We start from the raw sequence: 484 nt of genomic DNA, 5'->3' as shown, positions 1-484 counted from the left end.
CGCCTATACGCCACGCGCCACATCGTCCAGCCGATCAACGCGGCGACCAGGGCCAGGATCAGGCTCGTCGCGACCGCGCTGATCCAGCGGAACAGCAGCGTCTCGCTGTCGGTGACCGGCATTGCGAACACGCCAAAGCCATAGGTCTGCCCGCCGAGGAACAGCGCGAACCCGGCCAGCGCGCCGACCAGAATCGCCATCCACGGTCCGCGTTGGCCAAAGGCGTGGCATAGCAGCCAGACCGGGCCACCAATCGCCACCGCCGCCATCGCCGTAATCACCGCACCGACCAAGAATCCGGCCAACAGCTCAAGCGGTGCAACACCGCTGCCGATCAACACCAGCACGGTCGCGAACACGCCGCCGACCAGGCCACCGGCGGTAAGCGCCAGCCCCGCCCGGTCCAGCGTCGCCTCGTAACGGTACAAACTCCCCTTCGACGCCACGTCCCGATTCTCCCCGGGGCGGGGTCTTAGCATCGCGC

At 68.0% G+C, this 484-nt stretch carries 1 protein-coding gene; it reads right to left on the bottom strand.

Features of this window, described 5'->3' with window-relative positions; all coding sequences use genetic code 11:
* The coding region (locus AACY52_RS30505; protein ID WP_339561415.1) for a hypothetical protein at positions 1-446 on the bottom strand (446 nt) is incomplete at its 3' end.
* Positions 447-484: the final 38 nt, after the last annotated feature.

The sequence above is a fragment of the Pseudomonas sp. EA_65y_Pfl1_P113 genome (assembly GCF_963970525.1).
GTDB classification, from domain to species: Bacteria; Pseudomonadota; Gammaproteobacteria; order Pseudomonadales; family Pseudomonadaceae; genus Aquipseudomonas; species Aquipseudomonas tritici.
This window is presented reverse-complemented; position numbering and strand designations above follow the sequence as displayed.